This is a genomic window from Variovorax sp. GrIS 2.14, assembly GCF_046115955.1.
In the GTDB taxonomy this organism is placed as follows: Bacteria; Pseudomonadota; Gammaproteobacteria; order Burkholderiales; family Burkholderiaceae_C; genus Variovorax.
In genome coordinates, this window is the sequence record NZ_JBJXIA010000006.1 from 103,593 (window position 1) to 116,730 (window position 13,138).

Here is a 13,138-nt window from a genome sequence, read left to right on the forward strand (position 1 = left end):
GATTCATGGACCTCCCCCATCTCACGGCGGGCAAGCGATTCACGCTGCCGCGCCCCCCGTTGTCGGCCGACGCGCTCATGCTGGCGCAGCTCGCGACACGCGAAAAATCCGCTGGTCGTGCGACCGCAGTGTTCACCGCTGACGCCAACGACGCGCAGCGACTGATCGACGAAATCGCCTTCTTTGCACCGGAGCTTCGCTGTGCGCTGTTTCCCGACTGGGAGACGCTGCCCTACGATAGCTTCTCGCCGCACCAGGACTTGATCAGCGAGCGGCTGGCCACCCTCTGGCGCATCAGCCAGAAAGAGGCGGACGTCGTCCTCGTGCCAGCTACCACTGCGCTGTACCGGCTGGCGCCGCCATCGTTTCTGGCGGGCTACACCTTTCACTTCAAGACCAAGCAAAAACTGCAGGACACCAAGCTCCGGGCGCAGCTCACCCTCGCCGGCTACACGCACGTCACGCAGGTCGTGAGCCCGGGCGAATACGCGGTGCGCGGCGGCCTGATCGACCTGTTCCCAATGGGTTCGCTCGTGCCCTTTCGGGTCGACCTGTTCGACGACGAGATCGACTCGATCCGCACCTTCGATCCCGACACGCAGCGCAGCCTCTATCCCGTGCCCGAAGTGCGGTTGCTGCCTGGACGAGAGTTCCCGATGGACGACGACGCCCGCGCACGCTTTCGCAGCCGCTGGCGCGAAATGCTCGAAGGCGATCCGACCAAGAGCCGCATCTACAAGGACATGGGCAACGGCGTCGCGACCGCCGGCATCGAGTACTACCTGCCGCTCTTTTTCGAAGAGACGGCGACGGTGTTCGACTATCTCGGTGCCGACACCACCGTTGTCTTGCACGGCGACCTGGAGCCGGCGTTCCAGCATTTCTGGCAGGACACCGGCGAGCGCTACCGGCTGGTGCGCGGCGACCCTGAGCGGCCCGCGCTGCCACCGGAAACGCTGTTCCTGAGCGCCGAACAGTTCTACCTGCGGGCCAAGCCGCATGCGCAGCTGGCCATCCGCTCGGTCGATGACAGCGTGCCTTACGCCGAGTTCGACAAGCTACCGCCCTTCGCCGTGGTTCGCGGCGCGGACGATCCGCTGGTCGGCCTCAAGCTACACATCGACACCACGCCGCACCGCGTGCTGCTCATCGCCGAGAGCGACGGCCGGCGCGAGAGCCTGCTCGACTTCCTGCGGGCCAGCGGTGTCAATCCGCCTTCGTTCGATTCGCTCGCCGAGTTCGAGGCGTCGCCCGACGAGAAGATCGGCATCGCCACCGCGGCGCTGGTCGCCGGTTTCGCATGGCGCGAGACAGGCATCGACTTCGTCACCGAAACCGAACTGTTCGCGACCACGCCGACCACGCGCCGCCGCAACAAAAAGCAGGAACAGGTCAGCGATGTCGAGGCGCTGATCAAGGATCTGTCGGAACTCAAGGTCGGTGACCCGGTGGTGCATTCTGCGCATGGCATCGGACGCTACCGTGGCCTCGTGCACATGGACCTCGGTCAGGGCGTCGACGCCGAAGGCAAGCCGCTGCTGCAGGAGATGCTGCACCTCGAGTACGCCGACAAGGCGACGCTCTATGTGCCGGTGAGCCAGTTGCACCAGATCAGCCGCTACACCGGCGTCAGTGCGGACGAGGCGCCGCTGCACAAGCTGGGCTCCGGTCAATGGGAAAAGGCCAAGCGCCGCGCCGCAGAACAAGTGCGCGATTCGGCGGCCGAACTGCTCAACATCTACGCGCGGCGGGCTACTCGCCAGGGCCACGCATTCCGCTATTCAGCCGCCGACTACGAAGTGTTTGCCAATGACTTCGGCTTCGAGGAAACGGCTGACCAGAAGGGCGCGATCCACGCCGTCATTCAGGACATGATCTCGCCGCAACCGATGGACCGGCTGGTGTGCGGCGACGTCGGCTTCGGCAAGACCGAGGTGGCCTTGCGCGCCGCTTTCATATCGGTCACGGGTGGCAAACAGGTCGCGATTCTGGCGCCGACCACCCTCTTGGCCGAGCAGCATTACCAGACGTTGGTTGACCGCTTTGCCAAGTGGCCGGTCAAGGTGGCCGAGATGAGCCGCTTTCGTTCCGCGAAAGAGATCACCGCCGCCGCCAAGGGGCTGGCAGAAGGCACGGTCGACATCGTCGTCGGCACGCACAAGCTGCTTTCAGCATCGGTCAAGTTCAAGAACCTCGGCCTGCTCATCATCGACGAGGAGCATCGTTTCGGCGTGCGCCACAAGGAGGCCATGAAGGCGATGCGCGCCGAGGTCGACGTGCTCACGCTGACAGCCACGCCGATTCCGCGCACGCTCGGCATGGCGCTCGAAGGGCTGCGCGACCTGAGCGTGATCGCGACCGCGCCGCAACGCCGGCTCGCCATCAAGACCTTTGTGCGCAACGAAGGCACCGGCGTGATTCGCGAAGCCGTGCTGCGCGAGCTGAAGCGCGGCGGGCAGGTCTACTTTCTGCACAACGAAGTCGACACCATCCAAAACCGACGCCAGAAGCTCGAAGAAATCTTGCCCGAGGCTCGCATCGCCGTGGCCCACGGCCAGATGCCGGAGCGTGAGCTTGAACGTGTGATGCGCGACTTCGTGGCGCAGCGCTACAACCTGCTGTTGTGCTCGACCATCATCGAGACCGGCATCGACGTGCCGACCGCCAACACCATCGTCATGAGCCGCGCCGACAAGTTCGGCCTGGCGCAACTGCACCAGCTGCGTGGCCGCGTCGGGCGCAGTCACCATCAGGCCTATGCCTACCTGATGGTCCCCGACATCGAAGGCCTCACCAAGCACGCCGCACAGCGGCTCGAAGCCATCCAGCAGATGGAAGAGCTCGGCTCGGGCTTCTACCTGGCGATGCACGACCTGGAGATTCGCGGCGCGGGCGAAGTGCTCGGCGACAACCAGAGCGGCAACATGATGGAGATCGGTTTCCAGCTCTACAACGAGATGCTGAGCGAAGCCGTCCGATCGCTCAAGGCGGGCGAAGAACCGGACTTGCTATCGCCGCTCAGCGTCACGACCGAGATCAACCTGCACGCCCCTGCGCTGCTGCCGGACACCTACTGCGGCGACGTGCATTTGCGCCTGTCGTTCTACAAGAAGCTGGCGACCGCGAAGACCTCCGACCAAATCGACATCCTGTTGGAAGAGATCGTCGACCGCTTCGGCAAGTTGCCGCCGCAGGCACAGACACTCATCGACACGCACCGCCTGCGCGTGCTCGCGCGGCCTTACGGCGTCATCAAGGTCGACGCTGCGCCGGGTGTGATTCACATCACTTTCAAGAAAGACCCGCCGGTCGATTCGATGGCGATCATTCACCTGATCCAGAAGAACAAGCACATCAAGTTGGCTGGCAACGAAAAGCTGCGCATCGAACGCGAGTTGAAGGAGCCGAAAGAGCGGGCGCAGATGGTGCGGGATGTGCTGCGGAGCCTCGGGCAACCGGTGGTCAAGGAAGCGGTCGTCGCATGAACAAATTCACGGCGCCTACGTCCGGCCTTGTGCTGCAGCGCGTGAAGCCGCCGCTGCGCCTCGCCGACTTCAAGCTCATCGCATTCGACATGGACTCGACGCTGATCAACATCGAGTGCATCGATGAGATCGCCGACGCAGTCGGCAAGAAGGCCGAGGTCGCGGCCATCACCGAAGCCACCATGCGTGGCGAGATCAAGGACTTCAAGGAAAGCTTGCGACGCCGCGTCGCGCTGTTGAAAGGCGTGCCGGTGGCTGCGCTACAGCAGGTCTACGACGAGCGCTTGCAACTCAACCCAGGCGCCACCGAACTCGTCACGGCATGCAAGTCCGCAGGGCTCAAGGTGCTACTGGTTTCAGGCGGCTTCACCTTCTTCGCGAACCGGGTGAAGGACCGGCTCGGCATCGACTTCGCCCGCTCCAACCTGCTCGATGAGGCCGACGGCAAGCTCACTGGCGCGGTCGCGCAGCAAAGCTGGGGCGATATCTGCGACGGCGCCGAGAAGCTCCGCACGCTGCTCGAAGTGGCTTCTTTGCTCGGCATCTCGCCGGCCGAAACCATCGCCGTCGGCGACGGTGCCAACGACTTACCGATGATGGCCGAAGCCGGCCTGTCGGTCGCCTATCACGCCAAGCCGAAGGTCCGCGAGCAGGCCATGGTCGCGATCAACGAAGGCGGCCTCGACCGGCTGCTGGAGATCCTGCACTGAACGACGCCGCTGCGCCGACGAATCAGGCGGGCGTACCGCGCCGGCTGGATTCGAACAGGAACCAGGTGCGCCGCTCGGTTTCGTCGATCCAGTTTTCGAGCAGGCTGGACGACGCGATGTCGCGATGCTCGTCGGTCACGTTGTGGGCTTCGCGCAGGCGGGCCGCCAGAGTGGCATTGTCTTCGCGCAGCTCAGACAGCATGTCGAGCGGATCGACATAGTCGCTGTCGTTGTCGCTGATGCGCTGCATGCGCGCGATGTGGCCGATGGAACGCAGGGTCGTCCCGCCAGTCTTCCGGATTCGCTCGGCGATCGGGTCGGTCATGGCGTACAGCTGGTCGCCCTGCTCGTCCAGCAGCAAGTGATAGTCCCGAAAGTGCGGGCCGCTCATGTGCCAGTGGAAATTCTTGGTCTTCAGATAAAGCGCGAACACATCGGCCAGAACGCCGTTGAGCGCCGCCGCGATATCGACCGTGGCCTCGGCTGCCAGGTCGCTCGGCGTCGCGAGCGGAGCCTTGCGACGTGTCTTGAGGTCAGCAGTTTTGCTGGCGGTGGGTTTTGCCATGATGAGCCCTTTCGTTTGAGGAAAATGAACTTTAAGCCTTTGTCTCGGGCAGCGCATTGCCCTCAAGTGCGGGTGTGCCCGATGCTGGTTTGGCCGTGCGATGACCCGGCTTGCCGAGGATCTCGACGTAGAACTGCGGGCCGGCTTCTTTGGCAACGCTGTCCATCAGCGAGGTCAACGCCGACAGGTGCACCGCTTCAGCCGTTTCAGCGGTCGTGCCGAACTTGCAATCGAAGTCGAGAAAATCAGTGTCTGCCTGCATCGGACGCCGACGCTCCCGCTTGATGTATTTGCGGACCTCATGCTTGATCGCCTCGAGAACGCGGTCGGGGTGCTTGCCTTCGGGGCGCAGCTGGAAAGTCTTTTTCATGGGTCATCGTACCGTGTGCCCCCGCGCCAATGACAATGACTGCAGACCGCGGCTACATTCGGCACATAACGCGCATCAGGGAAATTTCATGGCACGGGCAAACGATTGGGCAAGCAAGGTGATGTCGCTCATCAACGGCGGCAACGCAGGCGCGGCGATCGCGCAGATCAAGGTAGCACCCAGCGTGAAGGATCTGAAGGCGCTGCAAACGATCATGACGCTGTCGCGTCTGTCGGGCCGCTGGCCCAATGTCGACGCTGCCATCGCGGACAACCTCGTGGCGCTCGGGGCGCCGCGGCTGCACCGCTCGCCGTAACTTTCAGAGCGCCTTGCCCAGCCGCGCGATGCCTTCTTCGATCTTCTCGACGTTGGCCGTCGCGAAGCTCAGGCGCAAGGTCGCCATGTCGGGCTTCTCGGCATAGAACGGCGCGCCGGGCACGAAGGCCACGCGCTGTTCGATGGCCCGTTTAGCGAACGCAGCCGCATCCGACGACCTGCCGTTCGCGCCCGTGAGTCGGGCCCAGAAAAACAGTCCGCCATCCGGTTGCTCGAAGGCAATGGCATTGCCCAGTGCACGTTCCAGCGCTGCAGCCATCGCCTTGGCACGCTCGCCGTAGACCTTGCGCACGTTGTCCAGCGTTGCCGGCATACGGCCGCTCTTCAGGTACTGGCCGGCTGTCGCCTGCGCGAAGGTGCTGGTGTGCGCATCGCTGAACTGCTTGCACATGGTGGCTTTGGCCAGCAGCTCGGCCGGCGCGATCATCCAGCCGATGCGCAGGCCCGGGCTCAGCACTTTGCTCATGCTGCCGCAGTGCGCAAGCAGCTCGCGGCTGCCGGGCACGTCTTTGCTCAAAGCCATGATCGACGGCGGCGGCGGCTCGTTGAAATACAGGTCGCCGTATGGGTCGTCTTCGACCACCAGCGTCTGGTATTTGACCGCCAGCTCGAGCACTTTCTTCCGACGCTCCAGGCTCAGCAGCGCGCCGCTCGGATTGCCGAAGGTCGGAATCAGGTAGACGAACTTCGGCTTGTGCTCGGCGATGAGCGCCTCGAGCTCGTCGGTCTTCACGCCGTGCGCGTCGATCGGTGCGCTGATGAGCTGCGCGCCATACAGGCGGAAGCACTGAATGGTCGCGAGGAATGTCGGCCCTTCGACGATGACCTTGTCGCCAGGCGAGATCATCGTCTTGCCGAGCAGATCGAGCGCCTGCTGGCTGCCGGTCGTCACGATCAGGCCGCTCGGATCGACATCGACGCCTTTGCTCTTCATGAAGGCGCTCAATTGCGTGCGCAGCGGCTCGTAGCCTTCGGTGGCGCCGTATTGCAGGGCGCCGGACGCCTCTTCGTTCAAGGCCCTGGCGCTGGCTTCTTTCAGGCCCTCGACGTCGAACATGGCGCTGTCCGGAAAGCCACCGGCAAAGCTGATGATGCCGGGTGTGCCGAGCAGCTTGAAGAGTTCGCGAATGGCGGAGGTTTCGACGTTGTCGAGGCGGGAGGCGAATTGCATGGTGATTTCACTTTCTGACCGCCATTGTCGAACCAAGAAGGCCGCGGCGCATTACCAGTCCAAGGTAGTTTATTGACTTTACTATTTTTGAGTAGTAAATTCACTTCACCACTTCAAGGTAGTAAGCCGCATGCGGTATCCGCTCGAAACCAGCCAGCAACTCAGCGCCGTGCTGAAGGCATTGCGCCAGTCCCGTCACCTCACCCAAGCCGAGCTCGGCGAACAGTTGGGCGTGAACCAGAAACGCGTGGCCCGGATCGAAGCGGCACCCGGTGTCACGAGCTTCGACCAGATCTCGCGACTGGTCGCACTCATGGGTCATCGTCTGGTGCTGGAAGCATTGCCGTCTGCCGAAGCGCCGATCACCGACAAGGGAGACACATCATGGTGAGCCGTTCCAAACGAGGCCGCGGCCCCCGGCACCCGCACCCGCTGACGGTCTGGATCAATGGTCAGACGGTCGGCGAATGGACGGTTCGCGAAGGCGAGCACCGTTTTCAGTACGCCGACGAATGGACCGCTTCGCCGGCGGCACGCCGACTTTCGCTGTCGCTGCCGATGACGCCCGGTAATGCGCCGCAGCGCGGGCCGGTGGTGCAGAACTATTTCGACAACCTTCTGCCCGACAGCGACGCGATTCGCACGCGCCTGCAACGCAAGTTCGCGACGCCGAGCACCGACGCGTTCGACCTGCTGACAGCCATCGGCCGCGAGTGCGTCGGCGCCGTACAGCTGCTGCCGCCCGGCGTGCTGCCCACCGGCTTCGACCGGATCGAAGCCGAGGCCCTGGATGATGCGGGCGTCGAACGCGCCATCAACGCGTCGCTGTCGACGGGCCGCGTGCTCGGCCAGCGCGACGACGAGGACTTCCGCATTTCGATCGCCGGCGCCCAGGAAAAGACGGCCTTGCTGCAACGTGAAGGTCAGTGGTTTCGCCCGCTGAGCGCCACACCGACAACCCACATTTTCAAACTGCCGCTCGGCCTCGTCGGCAACATGCAGGCCGACATGAAGGAGTCCATCGAAAACGAATGGCTCTGCTCCCGCATCATGACGGCCTTCGGGCTGCCGACGGCGCATTGCGACATCGCGACCTTCGGCGAGCGCAAGGTGCTCGTGGTGCAACGCTTCGACCGCGCGCTGCAGAACGCCGGCGCTGCTCGCGGCGACGACAGCGACCACCGCGATCCGGAATGGATCGCCCGTTTGCCGCAGGAAGATTTCTGCCAGGCACTCGGCGTGCCGGGCTCGCAGAAGTACGAGACCGACGGCGGCCCCGGCATGCGCGACATCCTGCGCGTCCTCGATGCCAGCAGCAACGCCACGGCCGACAAGCTCGCGTTCGTCAAGGCGCAGATGGTGTTCTGGCTGCTTGCAGCAACCGACGGCCATGCCAAGAACTTCTCGATCTTTCTGGAGCGTGGCGGCGGCTACCGGCTTACGCCGTTCTACGACGTGCTGTCGGCCTGGCCTGTCATTGGCAGCGGCGCCAACCAGCTTGCCTTTCAAAAGGCCAAGCTGGCGATGGCGCTGCGCAGCAAGAGCTCGCACTGGGCATTGCAGGATCTGCGCGCACGCCACTGGGACGGCGTCGCCAAACTCGCGGGTCTCGGCGATGCACACGCCCTCTGCGATGAACTCCTCGCGCAGTTGCCGGGGGCGCTCGATGCAGTCGAAACCCAGCTGCCGTCCGGCTTTCCGGAGCATGTGGCGCGCACGATCTTCGAGGGTGTGCGCAACACCGCAAAGCGACTGACCGAAGCCGATTGATCCCGCAGCCAGCCAAGCCGAAGAACGGACCTACATCATGAAAAAAGACGACATCGTCCCCTTCTTCGCGACGCTGCAGGCGGCCAATCCGAATCCCGAAACCGAGCTGGAATACACCACGCCTTTCGAGCTGCTGGCGGCCGTCCTGCTCTCGGCACAAGCGACCGATGTGGGCGTGAACAAGGCCACGCGCAAGCTCTATCCGGTGGCCAACACACCGCAGGCGATCTTCGACCTGGGTGTCGAAGGACTCGAGAGTTACATCAAGACCATCGGGCTGTACCGCAGTAAGGCGAAGCATCTGATCGAGACATGTCGCATGCTGATCGAACTGCATGGCAGCGAGGTGCCGAGGACGCGCGCCGAGCTCGAAGCGTTGCCCGGCGTCGGGCGCAAGACTGCCAACGTGGTGCTCAACGTGGCGTTCGGCGAGCCAACGATCGCGGTCGACACGCACATCTTTCGTATCGGCAACCGCACGGGCCTGGCCCCCGGCAAGACGCCGCTCGCGGTCGAGCTCAAGCTGGAGAAGCGCGTGCCGATGGCGTTTCGACTGCACGCGCATCACTGGCTGATATTGCATGGCCGCTATATCTGCGTGGCGCGTAAACCGAAGTGCTGGGAGTGCGCCGTTCACACGATGTGCGACTACAAACCGAAGACGCCAGCGCCCAAGAATTGAGCGGTTGGCGCAGGCAGCGAATGAGCACCGCTGCGCTCAGACTTCAATGGTCACGCACTCGCCGAAAGCGATCGGATGCGCTGGCCAATCGGCTGCCGTGACCGGCACGCGCACACCGCGCTGCAACAGCGTCACGGCCCGCATCACGCCTGCATGCGTCACCCAAAGTGCGTCGGTGCCCGAGGCAAGCCACGTGTCCCATGCAATACCCACGCGCTGCATGAAGACGCGCGTGCTCTCCCCGGTACTACCGGCGCGCCCATCGGCGAAGTCGGCCATCCATGCATCGAACTCGGGGCGCGCTACGTCTTGCCACGGGCTGCCTTCCCATACGCCGAAATCCATCTCGGCCAGGTTGGGGTCGTAGCGGCACAGCGGCAGATCGGTGCGCAGCACGGCGACTTCTTTTGCCAACGCCGCACAACGCTGCAACGGCGAGCTGACAAACGCCATGCCATCGAGCAGCCGCGTGCCGATGGCGACAGATACGGCAACTGCAGCGGCAAGCGTGCCGTCGTGATGTGCAGCCAGGTCGGTCGCGCCATAGCAAAGGCCGGCCTCGGCAATAACCGGCGCGTGTCGGACCATCCAGAGCTTCATAGCCTTCCTGGGCTTCAGCGCAGCGCGGCCGGTGTCATCGCGAACGCCAGAGCCAGATAGATTGCCAGTTCGCAGACCTGCTGCGTGGCGCCGAGTCCATCGCCGGTAAAACCTTGCAGGCGACGCCAGAACAAACGCGCCATGACCGCGGTCGCAACGATGCATGTCGCCAGCGCCGCGACCGTTGCCGACCCGCCCTGCACCCACGCAAGCAGCGCCACCGCCGGCACCGCCCACAAAATGCCGATGCCCAACGCACCGTTGGCAATCGCATCCGCCAGCGGCTTGGACTTGCTCGCACCGCTGTCGCCGACGTAAGGCATCCAGCGAATCAGAAATAACGGCGCCAGTCGTGACAGCACATGCGCGACGACGATCGCGCTCAGCGCGACGGATGCGCCCCGTTCATCACCACCGGCAGCGGCAGCGGCAGCGCCACCGCCACCGCCACCGCCACCGGCCAGCATCGCCAGCAACGCAAACTTGAGCCCCAGCGCCAGCACCAAAGCGATGGCACCGAAGGCGCCAATGCGTGAGTCCTTCATGATCTCCAGCGCACGCGATCGATCGGCCGAACCGCCGAGTCCATCTGCTACGTCGGCCAGCCCGTCCTCATGAAACGCGCCCGTCAGCAACACGGTGGCGATGGTGCTCAGCACTGCCGCGACCCAGGCTCCGCCAGCGCCCGGCAAGCCACGCTCGACCACGAAGAAAACCGTCGCACCCAGCACGCCGACGATCCAGCCGACACCGGGGAAATGCGCGGCGCTGGCACGCAGCATTTGCGGGCTGAAGCCGACCCATTGCGCCAGCCGACCGGTGACCGGCACGCGCGTGAAGAACTGAAGCGCCAGCAGGTAGTGGCGTATGCCGTTCATGCGCCGTCTTGCCGCGACACACCCGCCGCCTCGAAGCTCGCCATCTCGCGCAGGATGCGCGTTGCCGATTCGAGCAACGGCCAAGCCAACGCGGCGCCCGAGCCTTCACCCAGGCGCAGATCGAGTCGCAGCAGCGGCTGCAGTCCCAGGTGTGCAAGCAGCAGTGCATGACCAGGTTCGGCGGACACGTGCGCAGCAACGCAACGCTGAACCACGTGCGGCTGCAATGCGTATGCGATCAGCACCGCGGCACCGGTGATGAAGCCGTCGACGACGATCACACGGCGCTCTTCGGCTGCCTGCAGCACGGCACCGACCAGCGTGGCAACCTCGAATCCACCGAACGCAGCGAGCGCATCCAGTGGCGCGACAGCATCGCGATGCAACGCCATCACCTCTGCGAGTACGCTGCGTTTGCGCGCCAGCCCTGCAGCATCGAGTCCCGTTCCGATGCCGACGCAATCGTCGAGCGACAGGCCGGCCAGCCGTGACAGCAACATCGACGCAGCGGAAGTGTTGCCGATGCCCATCTCGCCGAGCAGCAGCGCGTTGCCGGGCAACGCGCGCACCACGTCGCGGCCGTTGGCGATGGCGTCTGCGCATTGCGACGGTGTCATCGCCGGGCCGATCGAAGCGTCGGCCGTACCCGCAGCGATCTTGCGAACGACCAGGCCCGGCATCGGAGTGAATTCGTGCCGTACGCCGCAATCGACCACCGTCAGCGCCAGTCCGTGCTGGCGCGCGAGCACGCTCACCGCCGCGCCGCCGCCCAGAAAGTTCTGCACCATCTGCCAAGTGACGTCGCTCGGATAGGCCGACACGCCGCGTGCCGCCAGCCCGTGGTCACCGGCGCAGACCAGCAGTTGTGGATGCTGCAACGTCGGCGACTCACTGCCGAGGATGGTGCCCAGGCGAATGGCCAGCGCTTCCAGTTGGCCTAGCGCGCCGACGGGCTTGGTCTTGTTGTCGATGAGGTGCTGCAGGCGTGCAGTGAGTGCGGTGTCATGCAGGTCGACGATGTCCGGGATGTTCATTCGGGTTCAGTTCGATTCAAGTTCAAGTTCAAGTTCAATCAGTCGATCAGCGAGCGCAGGACGCCCGCATCGAAATGCGTGTCGATGTAGTCGGCCAGTCCGTCGAACACCGAGTCCAGCGTCGGCACCGTCGCACCGAACAGCGCATGCAGCACGGCCGGGTCTTCGAACATGCCGTGCAGGTAGATACCCAGCACATTGCCCGCGCCGTTCTGCCACGCCAAGCCGTCGTTCATCACCGGCAATGCGTGGTCGCCGGCTGCCGCCATGGCGCTGTGCTCGGCAGTACGGCCGTGGTGAATCTCGTAGCCGTGCATCGCCACGCCGGACAGCGCGGCCCACGCCCCACCGACCGCACCAAAACACGCATCCCGATGCCGCACGGTCTTGTCGGGATCGAACACAGTGACCAGCGGCAGCAAGCCCAGGCCAGCTGCGTTGCCGTCGATGCCATGCGTGTCGATCAGCGCCTCACCGAGCATCTGCAGGCCGCCGCAGATTCCGAGCACGGCACCACCACGCGCTGCATGCGCGGCGATCGCGCGGTCGAGCCCCTGTGAACGCAGCCAGGCCAGGTCGCCGCTCGTGTGCTTTGAACCCGGCAGCACGATCCAGTCGGCGTCGGCCAGTTGGCTGGGCGTGCGTGCCCACCGCAGTCGAATGCCCGGCACGTTCTTCAGCGGCTGGAATTCGTCGAGGTTGCTGATGCGTGGGTAAGCGACAACCGCAACCGTCTTGCCTGCGCCGAACTCCGCCGTATCGAACACGCCATCTTCTTCCGGCAAGCCATGCGACCACCACATCGGCAACGTCGCCACGGTCGGTACACCCGTCAGTTCCTGCAGCTGCTCCGGCGCTGGCGAAAGCAACAACGCATCGCCGCGAAATTTGTTCAGCACGAAGCCGCTCAGCAATGCCCGGTCCGCCTCCGGCATCAAAGCCCAGGTGCCGTACAGATGCGCGAAAGCGCCGCCGCGATCGATGTCCGTCACCAGCAGGCAGCGCGCGTTCGCGTGGCGCGCCACGCGCAGGTTGACGATGTCCGATGCCATCAGGTTGATCTCGGCTGGCGAGCCGGCGCCTTCGATCACGACCACCTCGTTTTCGGCACGCAGTGCGTCGAGCGCCTGCACGATGGTCGGCCACACGCGCTCGCTACGGCCGCGCCACGGCAAGGCCGACAGCGCTTCGCTCACCTGCCCCATCAGCACGACCTGGCTGTGCGTGTCGCGCTCGGGCTTGAGCAGCAAGGGGTTCATGCGAACCTCGGGCATCGCGCGGGCGGCCAGTGCCTGAAAGTATTGCGCGCTGCCGATTTCGCCGCCCTGGTTGCCGGCCGTGGCGCCCACGACGCGAGCGTTGTTGCTCATGTTCTGCGCCTTGAACGGCGCGACCTTGAGCCCTTGCCGCGCATACCAGCGGCACAACGCGGTGGCGAGCCAGCTCTTGCCGGCACCGCTGGTGGTGCCGAGCACCATGACGCAGCGTGCGGTCACGGGCTCGAAAACGAGGTGGAAGACAAGGCGTAAAACGAGGC

General features: G+C 64.5%; 13 protein-coding genes. 6 read left to right on the forward strand and 7 right to left on the reverse strand.

Annotated features, from left to right (window positions below; genetic code table 11):
- Positions 1 to 5 precede the first annotated feature (5 nt).
- Complete coding sequence (gene mfd, locus RCH10_RS12210; RefSeq protein ID WP_409052556.1) at positions 6 to 3,485, forward strand: transcription-repair coupling factor; 3,480 nt, start codon at positions 6 to 8, stop codon at positions 3,483 to 3,485.
- Positions 3,482 to 4,195 (forward strand): phosphoserine phosphatase SerB, encoded by a 714-nt coding sequence (serB, locus tag RCH10_RS12215; protein WP_409052557.1) that lies wholly within the window; start codon positions 3,482 to 3,484, stop codon positions 4,193 to 4,195. Before mfd ends, serB begins: the two co-directional genes overlap by 4 nt.
- 22 nt (positions 4,196 to 4,217) lie before the next feature.
- Here serB and RCH10_RS12220 read toward each other — a convergent pair whose 3' ends face one another.
- Positions 4,218 to 4,760, reverse strand: coding sequence for a Dps family protein (locus RCH10_RS12220; protein WP_187052225.1), 543 nt, complete (start codon positions 4,758 to 4,760; stop codon positions 4,218 to 4,220).
- Positions 4,761 to 4,791: 31 nt separating this feature from the next.
- Positions 4,792 to 5,130 (reverse strand): DUF6172 family protein, encoded by a 339-nt coding sequence (locus RCH10_RS12225; RefSeq protein ID WP_409052558.1) that lies wholly within the window; start codon positions 5,128 to 5,130, stop codon positions 4,792 to 4,794.
- 88 nt (positions 5,131 to 5,218) lie between these two features.
- On the opposite strand from RCH10_RS12225, the gene RCH10_RS12230 reads away from it, so the two are divergent.
- A complete protein-coding gene (locus RCH10_RS12230; RefSeq protein ID WP_187052227.1) occupies positions 5,219 to 5,446 on the forward strand; it encodes a hypothetical protein in 228 nt (75 codons plus the stop codon).
- A 3-nt stretch (positions 5,447 to 5,449) separates the two neighbouring features.
- Here the strand turns inward: RCH10_RS12230 and RCH10_RS12235 are convergent, their stop codons facing one another.
- Positions 5,450 to 6,637: a PLP-dependent aminotransferase family protein gene (locus RCH10_RS12235; RefSeq protein WP_409052559.1), complete on the reverse strand. Its 1,188-nt coding sequence runs from the start codon at positions 6,635 to 6,637 to the stop codon at positions 5,450 to 5,452.
- 130 nt (positions 6,638 to 6,767) lie between these two features.
- Here RCH10_RS12235 and RCH10_RS12240 point away from each other — a divergent pair, with 130 nt between their 5' ends.
- Genes RCH10_RS12240 through nth form a run of 3 tightly spaced genes read left to right on the forward strand, consistent with a single transcriptional unit; the run spans position 6,768 to position 9,089 of the window.
- On the forward strand, positions 6,768 to 7,028 hold the full coding sequence (locus RCH10_RS12240; protein WP_187052229.1) for a helix-turn-helix domain-containing protein: 261 nt from the start codon (positions 6,768 to 6,770) through the stop codon (positions 7,026 to 7,028).
- Entirely contained in the window at positions 7,022 to 8,407 is a 1,386-nt protein-coding gene (locus RCH10_RS12245; protein WP_409052560.1) for a type II toxin-antitoxin system HipA family toxin, read from the forward strand. Before RCH10_RS12240 ends, RCH10_RS12245 begins: the two co-directional genes overlap by 7 nt.
- 37 nt (positions 8,408 to 8,444) lie before the next feature.
- The gene (nth, locus tag RCH10_RS12250) at positions 8,445 to 9,089 is read left to right on the forward strand and encodes an endonuclease III (protein ID WP_323495033.1); all 645 of its coding nucleotides are present in this window, start codon (positions 8,445 to 8,447) and stop codon (positions 9,087 to 9,089) included.
- Positions 9,090 to 9,125: 36 nt separating this feature from the next.
- Here the strand turns inward: nth and RCH10_RS12255 are convergent, their stop codons facing one another.
- Genes RCH10_RS12255 through RCH10_RS12270 form a run of 4 tightly spaced genes read right to left on the reverse strand, consistent with a single transcriptional unit; the run spans position 9,126 to position 13,097 of the window.
- Positions 9,126 to 9,689 carry a histidine phosphatase family protein gene (locus RCH10_RS12255; RefSeq protein ID WP_409052561.1) on the reverse strand — a complete coding sequence of 188 codons (564 nt, stop codon included), beginning with the start codon at positions 9,687 to 9,689 and terminating at the stop codon, positions 9,126 to 9,128.
- 14 nt (positions 9,690 to 9,703) lie between these two features.
- Positions 9,704 to 10,567, reverse strand: a complete 864-nt coding sequence (locus RCH10_RS12260) for an adenosylcobinamide-GDP ribazoletransferase (protein WP_409052562.1) — start codon at positions 10,565 to 10,567, stop codon at positions 9,704 to 9,706.
- On the reverse strand, positions 10,564 to 11,601 hold the full coding sequence (gene cobT / locus RCH10_RS12265; protein WP_409052563.1) for a nicotinate-nucleotide--dimethylbenzimidazole phosphoribosyltransferase: 1,038 nt from the start codon (positions 11,599 to 11,601) through the stop codon (positions 10,564 to 10,566). Before cobT ends, RCH10_RS12260 begins: the two co-directional genes overlap by 4 nt.
- Positions 11,602 to 11,639: 38 nt before the next feature.
- Positions 11,640 to 13,097 (reverse strand): cobyric acid synthase, encoded by a 1,458-nt coding sequence (locus tag RCH10_RS12270; protein ID WP_409052564.1) that lies wholly within the window; start codon positions 13,095 to 13,097, stop codon positions 11,640 to 11,642.
- Positions 13,098 to 13,138 lie beyond the last annotated feature (41 nt).

Excerpts from the sequence above, each read along its gene's own strand:
- mfd (WP_409052556.1), top strand. The coding sequence starts at position 6 with ATGGACCTCCCCCATCTCACGGCGGGCAAGCGATTCACGCTGCCGCGC.
- serB (WP_409052557.1), top strand. The coding sequence starts at position 3,482 with ATGAACAAATTCACGGCGCCTACGTCCGGCCTTGTGCTGCAGCGCGTG.
- RCH10_RS12220 (WP_187052225.1), bottom strand. The coding sequence starts at position 4,760 with ATGGCAAAACCCACCGCCAGCAAAACTGCTGACCTCAAGACACGTCGC.
- RCH10_RS12225 (WP_409052558.1), bottom strand. The coding sequence starts at position 5,130 with ATGAAAAAGACTTTCCAGCTGCGCCCCGAAGGCAAGCACCCCGACCGC.
- RCH10_RS12230 (WP_187052227.1), top strand. The coding sequence starts at position 5,219 with ATGGCACGGGCAAACGATTGGGCAAGCAAGGTGATGTCGCTCATCAAC.
- RCH10_RS12235 (WP_409052559.1), bottom strand. The coding sequence starts at position 6,637 with ATGCAATTCGCCTCCCGCCTCGACAACGTCGAAACCTCCGCCATTCGC.
- RCH10_RS12240 (WP_187052229.1), top strand. The coding sequence starts at position 6,768 with ATGCGGTATCCGCTCGAAACCAGCCAGCAACTCAGCGCCGTGCTGAAG.
- RCH10_RS12245 (WP_409052560.1), top strand. The coding sequence starts at position 7,022 with ATGGTGAGCCGTTCCAAACGAGGCCGCGGCCCCCGGCACCCGCACCCG.
- nth (WP_323495033.1), top strand. The coding sequence starts at position 8,445 with ATGAAAAAAGACGACATCGTCCCCTTCTTCGCGACGCTGCAGGCGGCC.
- RCH10_RS12255 (WP_409052561.1), bottom strand. The coding sequence starts at position 9,689 with ATGAAGCTCTGGATGGTCCGACACGCGCCGGTTATTGCCGAGGCCGGC.
- RCH10_RS12260 (WP_409052562.1), bottom strand. The coding sequence starts at position 10,567 with ATGAACGGCATACGCCACTACCTGCTGGCGCTTCAGTTCTTCACGCGC.
- cobT (WP_409052563.1), bottom strand. The coding sequence starts at position 11,601 with ATGAACATCCCGGACATCGTCGACCTGCATGACACCGCACTCACTGCA.